This window comes from Bacillus sp. FSL W8-0640 (assembly GCF_038007725.1).
In the GTDB taxonomy this organism is placed as follows: Bacteria; Bacillota; Bacilli; order Bacillales; family Bacillaceae_G; genus Bacillus_A; species Bacillus_A cereus.
This window is the reverse complement of record NZ_JBBOXT010000001.1, coordinates 3,715,011-3,732,067: the sequence shown is the minus strand read 5'-3', so window position 1 is coordinate 3,732,067 and position 17,057 is coordinate 3,715,011. Positions and strand designations below refer to the sequence as shown.

Sequence of the window (17,057 nt, the reverse complement as noted above, 5' to 3'; positions counted from 1 at the left end):
GGAACTTTTGAAATGGAATTATTAGCAAAAACGAGAAAATTAAATGCGTTATTACAGAGCGCAGCAGGGAAGCCTGTAAACTTTAGAGAAATGTCTGACACAATGTGTGAAGTAATCGAAGCAAACGTATTCGTAGTTAGCCGTCGTGGTAAATTACTAGGTTATGCAATTCACCAACAAATCGAAAACGAACGCATGAAGCAAATGCTTGCAGAACGTCAATTCCCAGAAGAATATACACAAAGCTTATTCAACATTACAGAAACATCTTCAAACTTAGATGTGAACAGTGCTTACACAGCATTCCCAGTAGAAAACAGAGAATTATTTGGTCAAGGTTTAACTACAATCGTACCAATCGTTGGTGGTGGTGAGCGTCTAGGTACATTAGTATTAGCTCGTCTTGGTCAAGAGTTCTTAGATGATGATTTAATCCTTGCTGAGTACAGCTCAACTGTTGTAGGTATGGAAATCTTACGTGAAAAAGCAGAAGAAATCGAAGAGGAAGCACGTAGTAAAGCTGTTGTTCAAATGGCGATCAGCTCATTATCTTACAGTGAGTTAGAAGCAATTGAGCACATCTTCGAAGAATTAAATGGAACAGAAGGTTTACTTGTTGCAAGTAAAATTGCTGATCGCGTAGGAATTACTCGTTCTGTAATCGTAAATGCACTACGTAAATTAGAAAGTGCTGGTGTTATTGAGTCTCGTTCTTTAGGTATGAAAGGAACATACATTAAAGTGCTAAACGACAAGTTTCTACAGGAACTTGCTAAATTAAAAACAAACTAATTTATAAAAAACTCTCCTCGATTGAGGAGAGTTTTTTATGTGCAATGGATAGATGGTGCTTGTGAAAAGTGTCATAAGCGTGTTTTCTGGGAAAACTATTAATTGTATTTATTTTTTTGGCTTAAAAGAAATGAAGGTTGGTAATACTAGAATTCGAGTATGAACAAAGAAAGTTTTACATTGTTCGCATTTTCGACTTGATTGTAATATTTCAGTATGATATAGTAAGCAGTGGTGTCAGTACAAAGTACACACGTTTACTGATTTAAGTGTTGGTGCTACGTTTGTAGTTTCGCTTAGAGATGAAGTAAACGGAGGATATCAAAAACCATTTAGGAGGAACTATATTATGTCAGTAATTTCTATGAAGCAATTGCTTGAAGCTGGTGTTCATTTCGGACATCAAACTCGTCGTTGGAACCCAAAAATGAAGCGTTACATTTTCACAGAGCGTAACGGTATCTACATCATCGACTTACAAAAAACTGTGAAAAAAGTTGAGGAAGCTTACAGAACGATGCGCGACATCGCTGCTGAAGGCGGAGACATCTTATTCGTAGGTACTAAAAAACAAGCACAAGAAGCTATTAAAGAAGAAGCAACTCGTGCTGGTATGTACTTCGTTAACCAACGTTGGTTAGGCGGAACTTTAACAAACTTCCAAACAATCCAAAAGCGTATCAAGCGTCTTAAAGACATCGAAAGAATGCAAGAAGATGGTACTTTCGAAGTACTTCCTAAGAAAGAAGTTGTTCAACTTAAAAAAGAGTTAGAGCGTCTTGAGAAATTCTTAGGCGGTATTAAAGATATGAAAGGTCTTCCAAGTGCATTATTCGTAGTAGACCCTCGTAAAGAGCGTATTGCAGTTGCTGAAGCACGCAAATTACACATTCCAATCATCGGTATCGTTGATACAAACTGTGATCCAGACGAAATCGATCACGTTATCCCAGCAAACGATGATGCAATTCGTGCTGTAAAACTTCTTACATCTAAAATGGCAGACGCGATCCTTGAAGCAAAACAAGGTGAAGAAACTGTTACTGCGTAACAAAGTTGGAAAGGTGATAAGGGGTTCGGCCTTTTATCACCTTTTTTAAGGTATAAACACCTTTATAAAAGGTATAAATACATATTTTAGGAGGATGAAAAGTATGGCAATCACTGCTCAAATGGTAAAAGAATTACGTGAAAAAACTGGCGCAGGTATGATGGACTGCAAAAAAGCTTTAACAGAAACTAACGGCGACATGGAGAAGGCAATTGACTTCTTACGTGAAAAAGGTATTGCGAAAGCTGCTAAAAAAGCTGACCGCATTGCTGCTGAAGGTTTAACTTTCATCGAAACAAACGGTAACGACGCTTTAATCTTAGAATTAAACTCTGAAACTGATTTCGTTGCGAAAAACGAAGGTTTCCAAACACTAATTAAAGAATTAGCTGCTCACTTATTAACTAACAAACCAGCTAACGTTGAAGAAGCTATGGCTCAAACAATGGAAAACGGTAAAAAAGTTGAAGAGCACATCAACGAAGCAATCGCTAAAATTGGTGAAAAACTTACACTTCGTCGTTTCGAAATCGTATCAAAAACTGATGCAGATGCATTCGGCGCTTACCTACACATGGGTGGACGCATTGGTGTATTAACAGTTCTTGAAGGTTCTACTGATGAAGCTGCTGCTAAAGATGTTGCAATGCACATCGCTGCAGTTAACCCTAAATACATCGACCGCGATGCTGTAACAGCTGAAGAAGTTGAGCATGAGCGTCAAGTATTAACACAACAAGCATTAAACGAAGGCAAGCCTGAGAAAATCGTTGCAAAAATGGTTGAAGGCCGTTTAGGCAAATTCTTCGAAGAGATTTGCTTACTTGACCAAGCATTCGTTAAAAACCCTGATATGAAAGTTCGTCAGTTCGTTGAGTCTAAAGGCGGAACATTAAAAGGATTCGTTCGCTACGCTGTTGGTGAAGGTATCGAAAAACGCGAAGACAACTTTGCTGAAGAAGTAATGAACCAAGTAAAAGGTAGCAACTAATACAGATTAGGGAACACATTGTGTTCCCTTTTTTAAAATAAAGATGTAAGCAATTGGAGGTTCATTATGAGTAAACCGAAATATAATCGTGTCGTTTTAAAGCTAAGTGGAGAAGCTTTAGCTGGAGAGCAAGGATTTGGAATTAACCCAACTGTTATTAAGTCAGTTGCGGAACAAGTAAAAGAAATTGCAGAACTTGATGTAGAGGTTGCTGTTGTTGTTGGTGGCGGTAACATTTGGCGTGGGAAAATTGGAAGTGAAATGGGCATGGATCGTGCAGGGGCAGATTACATGGGCATGTTAGCGACAGTTATGAATTCATTAGCTCTTCAAGATAGCTTGGAGAATATCGGAATTCAAACTCGTGTACAAACTTCAATTGAGATGCGTCAAGTTGCAGAACCTTACATTCGTCGTAAAGCAGTTCGTCACTTAGAGAAAAAACGTGTTGTTATCTTTGCAGCAGGTACAGGTAACCCATACTTCTCTACAGATACAACAGCAGCATTACGTGCGGCAGAAATTGAAGCAGATGTAATTTTAATGGCGAAAAACAATGTAGATGGTGTATATAATGCGGATCCATCTATTGATCCAACAGCTACGAAATATGAAACGCTTACTTACTTAGACGTATTAAAAGAAGGTTTAGGTGTAATGGATTCTACAGCTTCTTCTCTATGTATGGATAATGATATTCCATTAATTGTATTCTCAGTTATGGAAAAAGGTAATATTAAACGTGCCGTTTTAGGCGAAAATATCGGAACAGTGGTAAGGGGGAAATAAATATGGGACAACAAGTATTGAAGTCTTCAAATGAAAAAATGGAAAAAGCAGTTGCTGCTTATTCTCGTGAATTAGCAACAGTTCGTGCTGGCCGTGCAAACGCGTCTGTATTAGATAAGGTACAAGTTGATTACTATGGTGCACCAACACCAGTTGTGCAATTAGCGAACATTACAGTTCCAGAAGCGCGTTTACTAGTAATTCAACCTTATGATAAAACTTCTATCGGTGATATTGAAAAAGCAATTTTAAAAGCAGATTTAGGCTTAAATCCTTCTAATGATGGAACTGTAATTCGTATTGCATTCCCTGCATTAACAGAAGAACGTCGTCGTGATCTTGTAAAAGTTGTGAAAAAATATGCTGAAGAAGCTAAAGTTGCTGTTCGTAACGTACGTCGTGACGGAAATGATGATCTTAAGAAGCTTGAAAAAGCTGGCGAGATTACAGAAGATGATTTAAGAGGATATACTGAAGATATCCAAAAAGAAACAGATAAATATATTGCAAAAGTTGACGAAATCGCAAAAAACAAAGAAAAAGAAATCATGGAAGTGTAATAGCGATAACTTCGCAATTATGACCCTCTTCTTAAGGGGGTCTTTTTACACTTTTAGGCATACGTCTGCTTGCTGGAGGGTATGAATGATGTTTAAAAACTTTCCTTTTTTTAAAGGTAAAAAGGACACATCGTTTGATCATCTCGTTGAAGAAGTGAAAAAAGGATATATCCCAGAACATATTGCCATCATTATGGATGGGAATGGAAGATGGGCAAAGAGGAGAGCAATGCCTCGTATTGCGGGACATCATGAAGGTATGCAAGTTGTAAAGAAAATTACAAAATTTGCAAGTAAACTTAATGTGAAAGTGTTAACTCTTTATGCTTTTTCAACTGAGAACTGGAAAAGACCGAAAAAGGAAGTTGATTATTTAATGAAGCTTCCAGAAGAATTTCTAGGTACATTTTTACCAGAATTGATTGAAGAAAACGTACAAGTCCGAGTAATAGGGCAAAAAGATCGTCTTCCTACGCATACACGCAGAGCGATGGAGAAAGCCATGGAAGATACGAAAGAGAATACGGGATTAATTCTTAATTTCGCGTTAAACTATGGAAGTCGAGATGAAATCGTTTCTGCTGTGCAACATATGATGAAAGATAATGAGGAAGGAAAAATTCGTTCTGAAGAGGTAAGTGAAGAAATGCTTTCCTCCTACTTAATGACGAGTTCTTTACCTGATCCAGAGTTGTTAATCCGAACAAGCGGAGAGCTACGTATTAGTAATTTCATGTTATGGCAAATTGCATATTCGGAGTTTTGGTTTACAGACGTGTATTGGCCAGACTTCAAAGAAGAACATTTGCTAAATGCGATTACTGACTTTCAACATAGAGGGCGCAGATTCGGAGGCGTGTAGAAAGAGAGGGTTTGGTAGTGAAACAGAGAATTATTACTGGAGTGGTTGCTGCCGCGCTATTCATTCCCATCGTAATATACGGTGGCGTGCCTTTTACGGTTTTAGTGTATGCACTTGCTTCTATAGGTTTATATGAATTAATTCGTATGAATAAGCTTACGCTTATTTCAGTACCGACAGTTTTAGCTGCAGTATTATTGTGGATTCTTTTAATTCCAAGTAGTGCATCAGAACTGTTTACATGGATTGGATTAGGTAAATTGGAAATCACATTTGTGATTGTTTTATTACTTTTATCATATACAGTCCTTTCTAAGAATACATTTACTTTTGATAATGCTTCATTTTTACTGATGGCAACGACATATGTGGCAATGGGATTCTTATATTTAAATGAAACGAGAATATTAGGAATTAAATATGTATTTTGCGCATTATTTGTTATATGGGCTACTGATTCAGGCGCATATTTCGTAGGAAAAGCATTGGGCAAGAGAAAATTGTGGCCAGAAATCAGTCCAAATAAAACGATTGAAGGTTCATTAGGGGGCATCGTTTGTGGAATTATTGTGGCACTTGTTTACAACGTGTTCTTCCCAGTCGAATCGAATGTAGTAATTTTAATTGTGCTGACAATTATTATTTCTATTTTTGGACAAATTGGTGATTTAGTACAATCTGCTTTTAAACGTCATTATGGCGTAAAGGATTCAGGTACAATTTTACCTGGGCATGGTGGTATATTAGACCGAACAGATAGTTGGTTATTCGTTTTACCAATTCTCTACTTCTTATTACAATATAATTAATAAATGAACGAGGGGTTGGAGTCATGAAAAACATTAGTTTATTAGGTGCAAGCGGATCAATTGGTACACAAACTTTAGATGTATTACGCTCGCACCCAGACCAATTCCGTCTCGTTGCTTTTTCTGTAGGGAAAAATATTGACTACGCAGTAAAGGTAATTCAAGAATTTTCTCCGCAAATCGTCTCTGTGCAAAGAGAAGAAGATGTTTTAAAATTACAATCTGTTTCTGGTAATACAAAAATTGTATATGGTAGTGAAGGACTTTTAGAAGTAGCACTACATCCAGATGCGGAGATTGTAGTAAATGCTGTTGTAGGTAGCGTAGGGTTGTTACCAACACTTCGTGCAATTGAGGCGAAAAAAACAATTGGAATTGCAAATAAAGAAACGTTAGTAACTGCAGGACATCTTGTAATGGAAGCAGCACGAAAACATAATGTTTCGTTACTTCCAGTTGATAGTGAACATTCGGCTATTTTTCAATGCTTGAATGGTGAAAATGAAAAAAGAATTTCTCGTCTTATTATAACGGCTTCTGGTGGAAGTTTCCGCGATAAAACGAGGGATGAATTGCATCATGTGACCGTAGAAGATGCGCTTCGACATCCAAACTGGTCAATGGGTTCGAAAATTACAATTGATTCTGCTACAATGATGAATAAGGGACTAGAAGTAATTGAAGCACATTGGCTTTTTGGTATCCCTTATGAGCAAATCGATGTTGTTTTACATAAAGAAAGTATTATCCATTCTATGGTTGAATTTGAAGATCGTAGTGTAATGGCGCAGCTTGGTTCACCTGATATGCGAGTACCAATTCAATACGCACTTACATATCCGGATAGATTGCCTCTTTCAGACACAAAACAGTTAAACTTATGGGAAATAGGGACGTTGCATTTTGAGAAAATGGACCAAGAACGATTCCGTTGTTTACGTTTTGCGTATGAAGCTGGAAAAGCAGGTGGAAGTATGCCAGCTGTAATGAACGCAGCGAATGAAGTAGCTGTTGAAGCCTTTTTACAAAAGAGAATTGATTTCTTAACAGTGGAAGACCTCATTGAAAAAGCAATGAACCATCACAATGTCATTGCACGACCGAGCTTAGAGGAAATTTTGGAAATTGATGCGGCCACAAGACGGTTTGTGATGGAACAAATTTAGCAAAGGTGGTTATGGAATTGAATACAGCGATTGCCTTTATATTAATTTTCGGTGCACTCGTATTTTTCCATGAGCTAGGGCATCTATATTTCGCAAAAAGAGCAGGTATTTTATGCCGCGAGTTTGCGATTGGTTTTGGTCCGAAAATATTCTCATTTGAAAAGAATGAAACGGTGTATACGATTCGATTACTGCCCCTTGGTGGCTATGTAAGAATGGCTGGCGAGGATGCGGACACAGTTGAGTTAAAGCCTGGGAAAAAGGTTGGCCTTGTATTAAATGAAAAAGACGAAGTTGTGAAATTAGTTTTTGATGGATATGAAAAGTATCCAAATGTTCGTGTTATTGAAGTCGAACAAGCTGATTTGGAGCATAATTTAACAATTTCGGGCTATGAAGAGTACGAGGAAGAGCTTCAAACATTCCGAGTGAATGAAAAGGCTCGTATTATTACTGCGGGGGAAGAAATTCAAATTGCCCCGTATAATAGACAATTTGGCTCGAAAAAACTAGGGCAACGCGCTTTAACAATCTTTGCGGGTCCTGCAATGAACTTCATTTTAGCATTTGTTATTTTTGTGATTCTTGGATTTGTACAAGGGGTTCCTGTTGACAAACCAATGGTCGGAAAAGTGATGGATAACAGTGCAGCACAGCAAGCTGGATTGAAAGAGAATGATACAATTCAAGCTATTGATGGGAAAAACACAAGTACATGGAAAGATGTTGTTACTATTGTACGTGAAAACCCAAATAAAGAAATTACGTTACAAGTAAAGCGTGATAATGAACAGTTTAATGTGAAAGTAACGCCAACACTCGATAAAGAAGGTAAAGAAGAAGTTGGTAGAATTGGTGTCTACTCTCCTGTAGAGAAAACAGTGATGGGTTCTATTAAATCAGGTTTTGAACAAACGTACCAATGGACGAAACTAATTTTTGAGTCTCTTGTGAAATTAGTAACTGGTCAATTTTCTATTAATGAGTTGTCAGGTCCAGTAGGAATTTATAATCTAACAGATCAAGTTGTAGATTATGGGTTTACTCGTGTACTAAGTTTAGCTGCAGTTCTAAGCATTAATCTTGGTTTATTTAATTTATTACCAGTTCCTGCTTTAGATGGTGGCCGTTTATTCTTCTTCTTAATTGAAGCGTTACGAGGGAAACCAATTGATCGCCAAAAAGAAGGAATGGTTCACTTTATTGGTTTTGCATTATTAATGTTACTTATGTTAGTTGTAACTTGGAATGACATTCGTAAGTTTTTCTTGTAAAATAAAGTGAAACTTATAATGAAATAGAGCTCGTAGAATAAAATCCCTCACCTAACTCGAGGTGAGGGGTTTTACTGCGTGTAAGAGTAAAATGAAGAGGTGCAAATAAATGAAACAAAGTATGGTATTCAGTCCTACATTACGTGAAGTTCCAGCTGATGCTGAAATTAAGAGTCATCAGCTATTACTTCGTGCAGGTTTTATGCGTCAAAATGCTTCTGGTATTTATAGCTTTCTACCATTTGGATTAAAAGTATTACACAAAGTAGAACGTATCGTTCGAGAAGAAATGGAGCGCGCAGGAGCTGTAGAATTATTAATGCCAGCTATGCAAGCTGCAGAATTATGGCAAGAATCAGGTCGTTGGTATTCTTACGGATCTGAATTAATGCGTATGAAAGATCGTAACGCTCGTGAATTCGCATTAGGAGCGACACATGAGGAAGTAATTACGGATCTTGTGCGTGATGAAGTGAAATCATATAAAAAATTACCGTTAACATTATACCAAATTCAAACAAAATTCCGTGATGAGCAAAGACCTCGTTTCGGCTTATTACGTGGAAGAGAGTTTCTAATGAAAGATGCATACTCTTTCCATGCTACACAAGAGAGCTTAGATGAAGTATACGATCGCTTATATAAAGCATACTCTAACATTTTTACTCGCTGTGGCTTGAATTTCCGTGCAGTTATTGCTGATTCTGGAGCAATGGGCGGAAAAGATACACATGAATTTATGGTATTATCTGATGTTGGTGAAGATACAATTGCATACTCTGACACATCTGATTATGCAGCAAACATCGAAATGGCTCCTGTTGTAGCTACGTATACGAAGAGTGACGAAGCAGAAAAAGCACTTGAAAAAGTAGCAACACCAGACCAAAAAGCAATTGAAGAAGTATCTGCATTCTTAAACATTGCAGCTGACAAGTGCATTAAGTCTATGGTGTTTAAAGTAGATGAGAAATTAGTAGTTGTACTTGTTCGTGGTGATCACGAAGTAAACGATGTGAAAGTGAAAAATGTATATGGCGCTTCAGTTGTTGAGCTTGCTTCTCATGAAGAAGTAAAAGCATTATTAAATTGTGAAGTTGGTTCATTAGGACCGATTAATGTAACAGGTGATATCGAAATTATTGCTGATCACGCTGTAGCATCAATTGTTAACGGATGTTCAGGAGCGAATGAAGAAGGGTTCCATTATGTAAATGTAAATCCAGAACGTGACTTTAAAGTAAGTCAATATACAGATTTACGCTTTATTCAAGAAGGAGACCAATCTCCAGATGGAAACGGAACAATTCTTTTCGCACGCGGAATTGAAGTTGGTCATGTATTCAAATTAGGAACTCGTTATAGTGAAGCAATGAACGCAACATTCCTAGATGAAAATGGAAAAACACAACCACTTATTATGGGTTGTTACGGTATCGGTGTATCTCGTACAGTAGCAGCAATTGCAGAGCAATTTAACGATGAGAACGGCTTAGTTTGGCCAAAAGCGGTAGCACCGTTCCATGTGCATGTAATTCCAGTAAATATGAAATCTGATGCACAACGTGAAATGGGTGAAAATATCTACAACTCATTACAAGAACAAGGCTATGAAGTGTTATTAGACGATCGTGCAGAACGTGCAGGTGTTAAATTTGCAGATGCAGATTTATTCGGTCTTCCAGTTCGTGTTACAGTTGGTAAAAAAGCAGACGAAGGTATTGTAGAAGTGAAAGTACGTGCTACAGGTGAGTCTGAAGAAGTAAAAGTAGAAGAACTTCAAACATATATTGCAAATATTTTAAAATAAGAAGAGGTACCTCGTAATGGGGTACCTTCTCTTTCTTTGTAAACGTATTTTGTAAAAGAAGAGGTGAGAAATCTTTCTTTGTGGTACGTTTCAATTTATAATAGCAAATGGAAGGAGAGTGCTTATGTCTTTAACAAATGAACAACAAGAGCGATTTCAAATTTTGCTCCAGCAGTTGCAAATACCAGACGACCTTATAAATCAATATTTACAAGGCGGTGGTATTGAAAGGCTCGTTATTGATAAAGCGAATAAAAGTTGGCATTTTGATTTACAAGTGCCACGTATTTTGCCTACAGAATTATATGAATTGCTAGAAACAAAGCTTAAGCAATCATTTTCTCATATTGCAAGAACAACATTTGCATTAGAAACAGAGAATAAACAATTTACAGAAGAAGAAGTGAGGGCGTATTGGCCGCTTTGTACGGAACGAATTACATTTTCACCTATGTTCGCATACTTAAAGAAGCAGCTTCCACAGGTGAATGGAGTGAAGTTGTTAATAAATGTAAATAACGAGCTGGAGTCTACGGCTTTAAAGAAAAACGTTGCGAAACCAGTAGGGGATCAATACGAAATTTTTGGATTCCCGCGTTTTCAGTTAGACACACATATACAGCAAAATACAGAAGAAATGCAAAAGTTTCGTGAACAAACGCAGCAAGAAGACCGTGAGCGTGTTATACAAGCTATGGAAGAAATGGCGAAGAAGCAAGCTGAAGAAAGCAGCGTTGTGTATGAAGGACCGATTACACTCGGGTATCTTATTAAGCCAGATGAAGAGATTACACCGATGCGAGAAATTCAAGATGAAGAAAGAAGAAAAACGGTTCAAGGATATGTCTTCCATGTAGAAACAAAAGAGCTTCGTAGTGGGCGTACGTTATTAACTTTAAAAATAACGGATTATACGGATTCTATTATGATCAAAATGTTCTCGCGTGACAAAGAAGATATTCCAATGCTGCAATCCTTGAAAAAAGGAATGTGGGTGAAAGCGCGTGGTTCTGTTCAAAACGATACATTCGTTCGAGATTTAGTAATGATTGCAAATGATATTAATGAAATAACAGGACCGTCTCGTAAAGATAAAGCACCAGAAGGCGAAAAACGAGTAGAGCTGCATCTCCATACTCCGATGAGTCAAATGGACGCTGTCACTCCAGTTTCTAAGCTTGTTGCTCAAGCTGGTAAATGGGGACATGAGGCCATTGCGGTTACAGATCATGCCGTGGCTCAGTCCTTCCCAGAGGCGTATTCTGCAGGGAAGAAGGCTGGTGTTAAAGTTATATATGGTGTAGAAGCAAATCTAGTTAATGATGGTGTACCGATAGCGTATAACGAAGCGCATCGTTTACTTGCAGAGGAAACGTATGTTGTTTTCGACGTTGAGACGACAGGTTTATCAGCTGTATACGATACAGTCATTGAGTTGGCTGCCGTAAAAGTAAAGGGTGGCGAAATTATTGATCGCTTTGAATCTTTCGCAAATCCACATCAACCATTATCAGCGACGATTATTGAATTGACAGGTATTACGGATGATATGTTAACTGATGCACCTGAAGTGGACGAAGTGTTTAAAAAGTTTGAGGAATGGATGGGCGACCATACACTTGTTGCCCATAACGCGAGCTTTGATATGGGCTTTATTAACGTAGGTTTTAAAAAGGCTGGACTAGAAAAAACGAATAATCCAGTTATTGATACGTTAGAACTTGCACGATTTTTATTCCCAGAAATGAAAAATCATCGATTAAATACGATGTGTAAAAAACTTGATATTGAATTAACACAACATCACCGTGCGATTTATGATACAGAAGCGACGGGATATTTACTTGTGAAAATGTTGAAAGACGTAATTGAAAAGGGATTTGAATATCACGATCAATTAAATGATAGCATGGGACAAGGGGATGCGTATAAGCGTGGCCGTCCAAGTCATATGACGTTACTTGCCACATCAGATGTTGGATTGAAAAATTTATATAAACTTGTTTCATATTCTCACCTTAATTACTTTTACCGTGTACCACGTGTGCCGAGATCACTATTAAAAAAATATCGTGAAGGGATTTTAGTAGGAACGGCTTGTGATAAAGGTGAAGTGTTCGAGGCAATGATGCAAAAGGCACCTGAAGAGGTAGAAGAAATTGCCCAGTTCTATGATTACATTGAAGTAATGCCTCCAGAGGTGTTGCGTCATTTAGTAGAACGTGAGCTTGTTCGAGACGAAGGTCAATTAAAAACAATTATTTCTAACTTAGTAAAACTAGGTGAGACGTTAGATAAACCAGTTGTTGCAACAGGAAACGTGCATTATTTAGACCCTGAGGATGCGATGTATCGTAAAATTTTAGTCAGTTCGCAGGGCGGAGCCAATCCGTTAAATCGACATTCATTACCGCCAGTACATTTCCGTACAACTGATGAGATGTTAGAATGTTTTTCATTCTTAGGTGAAGACAAAGCGAAAGAAGTTGTTGTAACAAATACACAAAAGATTGCGTCATTAATTGGTGATGTGCATCCAGTAAAAGACGATCTATACACACCGAAAATTGAAGGTGCTGATGATGAAACGCGTGATATGAGTTATAAAATGGCGCGTAGCATTTATGGTGAAGAGCTACCGGAAATTGTAGAAGCACGTTTAGAAAAAGAATTAAAAAGTATTATTGGGCATGGATTCGCCGTAATTTATTTAATTTCACATAAGCTTGTGAAAAAATCGTTAGTAGACGGATATCTAGTAGGTTCGCGTGGATCGGTAGGGTCATCATTTGTTGCAACGATGATGGAAATTACAGAAGTAAACCCATTACCACCACACTATGTATGTCCGAAGTGTAAGCAATCAGAATTCTTTAATGATGGTTCTGTAGGTTCTGGTTTTGACTTACCAGATAAAGAATGTCCTGCTTGTAATATTCCATATGTAAAAGATGGACATGACATTCCTTTCGAAACGTTCCTTGGATTTAAAGGAGATAAGGTGCCCGATATCGATTTGAACTTCTCCGGGGAATACCAACCACGTGCCCATAACTATACGAAAGTACTGTTCGGTGAAGACTATGTATATCGTGCAGGAACGATTGGTACAGTTGCGGAAAAAACTGCTTACGGATATGTAAAAGGTTATGCAAATGATCATAACTTAACGATTCGAAATGCAGAGATTGATCGCTTAGTAGCAGGGTGTACCGGTGTAAAACGTACAACAGGACAGCATCCAGGCGGTATTATCGTTGTGCCAGATTACATGGATATCTTTGATTTCTCACCAATACAGTACCCAGCTGATTCAATTGGTGCTGAATGGAGAACAACGCATTTTGATTTCCACTCGATTCATGATAATTTATTAAAACTTGATATACTAGGACACGATGATCCGACCGTTATTCGTATGTTACAAGATTTAAGTGGTATTGATCCGAAAACAATCCCAACGGATGATCCAGAAGTAATGAAAATTTTCTCTGGTCCAGAATCGTTAGGGGTAACGGAAGAGCAAATTAACTGTAAAACAGGTACACTTGGTATACCAGAGTTTGGTACAAAATTCGTAAGACAGATGTTAGAAGAGACAAAACCGACGACATTCTCAGAGTTAGTCCAAATTTCTGGACTATCACATGGTACTGACGTATGGCTTGGTAATGCAAACGAGTTAATTTATAACGGTACATGTACGCTGAGCGAAGTTATCGGTTGTCGTGATGACATCATGGTATATTTAATCTATCAAGGTCTAGATCCATCATTAGCCTTCAAAATCATGGAGTCGGTTCGTAAAGGTAAAGGTGTACCGGAAGAATGGGAAGAAGACATGAAAAATAATAATGTACCAGGTTGGTATATTGATTCATGTAAGAAGATTAAATACATGTTCCCTAAAGCCCATGCGGCTGCTTACGTACTTATGGCTGTACGTATCGCATACTTTAAAGTACATTTTGCACTGTTATTCTATGCCGCATATTTTACAGTTCGTGCAGATGATTTTGATGTAGAGGCAATGGCGAAAGGTTCAGCATCTATACGTGCAAGAATTGATGAAATTGCTCAAAAGGGACTCGATGCTGCGCCGAAAGAGAAGAGTTTATTAACAGTACTAGAAATGACACTTGAAATGTGTGAGCGTGGATACTCATTCCAAAAGGTGGATTTATACCGTTCACATGCAACAGAATTTATTATTGATGGAGACACATTAATTCCTCCATTTAATGCGGTACCTGGTCTTGGTACAAACGCAGCTTTAAGTATTGTGGAAGCACGTAAAAATGGAGACTTCTTATCAAAAGAGGACTTGCAGCAGCGTAGTAAGGTTTCGAAAACAATTATTGAGTATTTAGATAGTCAAGGTTGTTTAGGAGATTTACCGGATCAAAACCAGTTATCACTGTTCTAGTAGGTAGGAAAAGTCTTTGCAAATCAACATTTCCTATGATATACTATTAACCGAGATAACCATGTCATGTATATTGTGTAAAGAAAAGAGTGGGGAAACCCACTCTTTCGTGTTACTATCTATGTTTTCTCTACGTAGATAGGTAAAAGATTTCTGTCGTATATACATATTTTGTTACAAGTTTTACTTCTTAAATTTGGTAATACTAAGACAGATAATCCCTGCTGAACAGCAGGGGCTTTTGTTAGCTAACGAGAAAGAATAAGATAGACCGTTTTTAAAGTGGCGGGGTCTTCTTCTTTTAAATGGTACATGACGGCAGGAAGGAGGCTGTTTATGGATAAGAAAGTCACAGAAGTTGTAGAAGCATTTGCGCAGCCGATCGTTGAAGAGTTAAATCTTGAACTTGTAGATGTAGAGTATGTGAAAGAAGGACAAGACTGGTTCTTACGCGTATTCATCGATTCTGAAAAGGGAGTCGACATTGAAGAATGCGGTGCGGTAAGTGAACGTTTAAGCGAAGCTTTAGATAAAGAGGATCCAATTCCTCATCTTTACTTTTTGGATGTATCATCTCCTGGAGCGGAACGCCCATTAAAGAAAGAAAAAGACTTCCAGCAAGCGGTAGGAAAACAAGTGGCAATTAAAACATATGAGCCGATTGATGGTGAAAAGATGTTTGAAGGAAAACTGCTTTCTTACGATGGTACAACAATAACATTATTATTAACAATTAAAACACGTAAAAAAGAAATCCAAATTTCGATGGATAAAGTCGCAAATGCGCGACTTGCTGTTACGTTTTAGTTAGAAGGGGGATCTTCATGAGCACTGAGTTATTAGATGCTTTGCTCGTATTAGAATCTGAAAAAGGCATTAGCAAAGACATTATTATTGATGCGATTGAAGCAGCTTTAATCTCTGCTTATAAGCGCAATTTTAATCAAGCACAAAACGTTCGTGTGAGCTTTAACCCAGAAGTGGGAACAATTCAAGTTTTAGCACGTAAAGACGTAGTAGACAATGTGTTTGATCCACGTCTTGAAATTTCTGTAGAGGAAGCAAGACAAATTAATCCAAACTACCAAGATGGTGACGTACTAGAAATTGAAGTAACACCAAAAGACTTTGGTCGTATTGCAGCACAAACTGCAAAACAAGTTGTCACACAACGAGTGCGTGAAGCAGAGCGCGGTGTTATTTACTCTGAGTTTAGTGACCGTGAAGAAGATATTATGGTAGGTATTGTACAACGTCAAGATGCTCGTTTCATCTATGTAAGCTTAGGAAAAGTAGAAGCTTTATTACCTGTAAGTGAGCAAATGCCTAATGAGCAATACAAACCACATGATCGTATTCGCGTATTCATTACGAAAGTAGAAAAAACGACAAAAGGACCACAAATTTACGTATCACGTACACATCCTGGTCTTTTAAAACGTTTATTCGAAATGGAAGTTCCTGAAATCTATGATGGAACTGTAGAAATTCGTTCTGTAGCACGTGAAGCTGGCGATCGCTCTAAGATCTCTGTATATGCAGAGAACACTGATGTTGATCCAGTTGGTTCTTGTGTAGGACCAAAAGGGCAACGTGTACAACGCATTGTAGACGAATTAAAAGGTGAAAAAATTGACATCGTCCGCTGGTCAAATGATCCAGTTGAATATGTTGCAAATGCATTAAGCCCATCACAAGTTGTTAAAGTACTTGTAGATGAAGAAGAAAAAGCGACAACAGTAGTTGTTCCAGACCACCAGTTATCATTAGCTATCGGTAAGCGTGGACAAAATGCACGTCTTGCAGCTAAATTAACAGGCTGGAAAATTGATATTAAGAGTGAGTCTGATGCGAAACAACTTGGTATTGTAACAGAAGAAGATAGCGTAATCGCATTTGGATTCGATTCAGTGGAAGACGAAATCGAATAGAGGTGATGAGTATGAGCAATCGAAAAGTTCCGTTACGAAAATGTGTTGCAACGCAAGAAATGAAATCAAAACGAGAGCTCGTTCGCATTGTTCGTTCCAAAGAGGGAGAAGTGTCCATTGATTTAACTGGGAAAAAATCAGGACGAGGTGCTTACTTGTCGAAGGACAAGGAGAGCATTCTTCAAGCTCAAAAGAAAAATGTTTTGGAACATCATCTAAAAGCGAAAATCGACGGTTCTTTATATGAAGAGCTTCTTGAGCTTGTTGAGAAGGAGTCGAAATAAGTGTCCGATTGGAAATCGTTTTTAGGACTAGCAAACCGGGCTCGGAAAATTATTTCGGGTGAAGAACTCGTTTTAAAAGAAGTACGAAGTGGCAAAGCAAAACTTGTATTGCTATCTGAAGATGCGTCAGTAAATACTACAAAACGCATCACAGATAAAACTACGTACTACAACGTACCAATGAGAAAGGTCGAAAATCGACAACAATTAGGGCATGCGATTGGGAGAGATGAGCGAGTCGTTGTAGCTGTGTTAGATGTAGGCTTTGCGAAAAAGCTGCGTAGCATGCTCGATACAAATTACCGGGGGTGA

The 17,057-nt window shown here is 38.0% G+C and carries 15 protein-coding genes; all 15 read left to right on the top strand.

What is annotated here, in order from left to right:
* Positions 1–12: 12 nt before the first annotated feature.
* The 15 genes from codY (at position 13) to N2V80_RS19065 (ending at position 17,057) form a co-directional block, all read left to right on the top strand.
* Positions 13–792 (top strand): GTP-sensing pleiotropic transcriptional regulator CodY, encoded by a 780-nt coding sequence (codY, locus tag N2V80_RS19135; RefSeq protein ID WP_000421290.1) that lies wholly within the window; start codon positions 13–15, stop codon positions 790–792.
* Between the two features lie 349 nt (positions 793–1,141).
* Positions 1,142–1,843, top strand: coding sequence for a 30S ribosomal protein S2 (gene rpsB, locus N2V80_RS19130; protein WP_000111485.1), 702 nt, complete (start codon positions 1,142–1,144; stop codon positions 1,841–1,843).
* A 103-nt stretch (positions 1,844–1,946) separates the two neighbouring features.
* Entirely contained in the window at positions 1,947–2,834 is an 888-nt protein-coding gene (gene tsf / locus N2V80_RS19125) for a translation elongation factor Ts (RefSeq protein ID WP_001018578.1), read from the top strand.
* Between the two features lie 66 nt (positions 2,835–2,900).
* On the top strand, positions 2,901–3,623 hold the full coding sequence (gene pyrH, locus N2V80_RS19120; protein WP_000042668.1) for a UMP kinase: 723 nt from the start codon (positions 2,901–2,903) through the stop codon (positions 3,621–3,623).
* Positions 3,624–3,625: 2 nt separating this feature from the next.
* On the top strand, positions 3,626–4,183 hold the full coding sequence (gene frr, locus N2V80_RS19115) for a ribosome recycling factor (RefSeq protein ID WP_000531501.1): 558 nt from the start codon (positions 3,626–3,628) through the stop codon (positions 4,181–4,183).
* Positions 4,184–4,268: 85 nt separating this feature from the next.
* Complete coding sequence (gene uppS / locus N2V80_RS19110; protein ID WP_000971296.1) at positions 4,269–5,045, top strand: isoprenyl transferase; 777 nt, start codon at positions 4,269–4,271, stop codon at positions 5,043–5,045.
* A gap of 17 nt (positions 5,046–5,062) precedes the next feature.
* Positions 5,063–5,854, top strand: coding sequence for a phosphatidate cytidylyltransferase (gene cdsA / locus N2V80_RS19105; protein ID WP_000813592.1), 792 nt, complete (start codon positions 5,063–5,065; stop codon positions 5,852–5,854).
* Positions 5,855–5,877: 23 nt separating this feature from the next.
* A complete protein-coding gene (gene dxr / locus N2V80_RS19100; RefSeq protein WP_000790372.1) occupies positions 5,878–7,020 on the top strand; it encodes a 1-deoxy-D-xylulose-5-phosphate reductoisomerase in 1,143 nt (380 codons plus the stop codon).
* 17 nt (positions 7,021–7,037) lie between these two features.
* Positions 7,038–8,294 (top strand): RIP metalloprotease RseP, encoded by a 1,257-nt coding sequence (rseP, locus tag N2V80_RS19095; RefSeq protein WP_001090245.1) that lies wholly within the window; start codon positions 7,038–7,040, stop codon positions 8,292–8,294.
* A gap of 109 nt (positions 8,295–8,403) precedes the next feature.
* Positions 8,404–10,104, top strand: a complete 1,701-nt coding sequence (locus tag N2V80_RS19090) for a proline--tRNA ligase (protein WP_000814333.1) — start codon at positions 8,404–8,406, stop codon at positions 10,102–10,104.
* 124 nt (positions 10,105–10,228) lie between these two features.
* Positions 10,229–14,530 carry a PolC-type DNA polymerase III gene (locus N2V80_RS19085; protein ID WP_061457648.1) on the top strand — a complete coding sequence of 1,434 codons (4,302 nt, stop codon included), beginning with the start codon at positions 10,229–10,231 and terminating at the stop codon, positions 14,528–14,530.
* A gap of 336 nt (positions 14,531–14,866) precedes the next feature.
* Complete coding sequence (rimP, locus tag N2V80_RS19080) at positions 14,867–15,337, top strand: ribosome maturation factor RimP (RefSeq protein ID WP_000359096.1); 471 nt, start codon at positions 14,867–14,869, stop codon at positions 15,335–15,337.
* 17 nt (positions 15,338–15,354) lie between these two features.
* A complete protein-coding gene (gene nusA, locus N2V80_RS19075) occupies positions 15,355–16,461 on the top strand; it encodes a transcription termination factor NusA (protein WP_000102604.1) in 1,107 nt (368 codons plus the stop codon).
* A gap of 11 nt (positions 16,462–16,472) precedes the next feature.
* On the top strand, positions 16,473–16,745 hold the full coding sequence (gene rnpM / locus N2V80_RS19070) for an RNase P modulator RnpM (RefSeq protein ID WP_000071127.1): 273 nt from the start codon (positions 16,473–16,475) through the stop codon (positions 16,743–16,745).
* A complete protein-coding gene (locus N2V80_RS19065; RefSeq protein ID WP_001286524.1) occupies positions 16,746–17,057 on the top strand; it encodes a YlxQ family RNA-binding protein in 312 nt (103 codons plus the stop codon).